Raw genomic sequence first — 357 nt, 5'->3', positions numbered from 1 at the left:
CCGGTGGACAGCTTGCCGAGCGCGGTTTCAACGCTACCCAGTGCCGTGTCGATGGCGGCGGCGGTGACTGCGGTGGTGCTCGGATCGAAGAAGGTGGTGGCGAGCAGGCCGCCGACGATGCCGCCCGTGCCGGCGACGTCGAGAACCTGGGTATCAGCAGCCTTGACGTCGATGGTGTCGATGGTGACGGTCGCGCCGGTACGGTTGTAGGAAGCGACGATCTTCAGGTCGGAGGCCGCGGCAGCGTCGTTCTGCAGCAGGTTCGAGCCGGCGAAGTTGGCGTTGGTGACCGACGACTTGATCTGSGCCTGGATGGCSTTGATTTCGGTCGCGATCTTCTGCTGGTCKTCCTTCGAG

At 64.7% G+C, this 357-nt stretch carries 1 protein-coding gene; it reads right to left on the bottom strand.

All coding sequences use genetic code 11. From position 1 onward, the window contains the following. Nucleotides 1-357, bottom strand: a 357-nt coding sequence (locus AC1DY7_RS31485) for a hypothetical protein (RefSeq protein ID WP_477497677.1), incomplete at both ends; no start/stop codon positions are given.

The organism is Mycobacterium sp. P2_H7, assembly GCF_056403275.1.
Note: the sequence above shows the minus strand (reverse complement) of the source record. Positions and strands in the feature narration are given on the sequence as shown.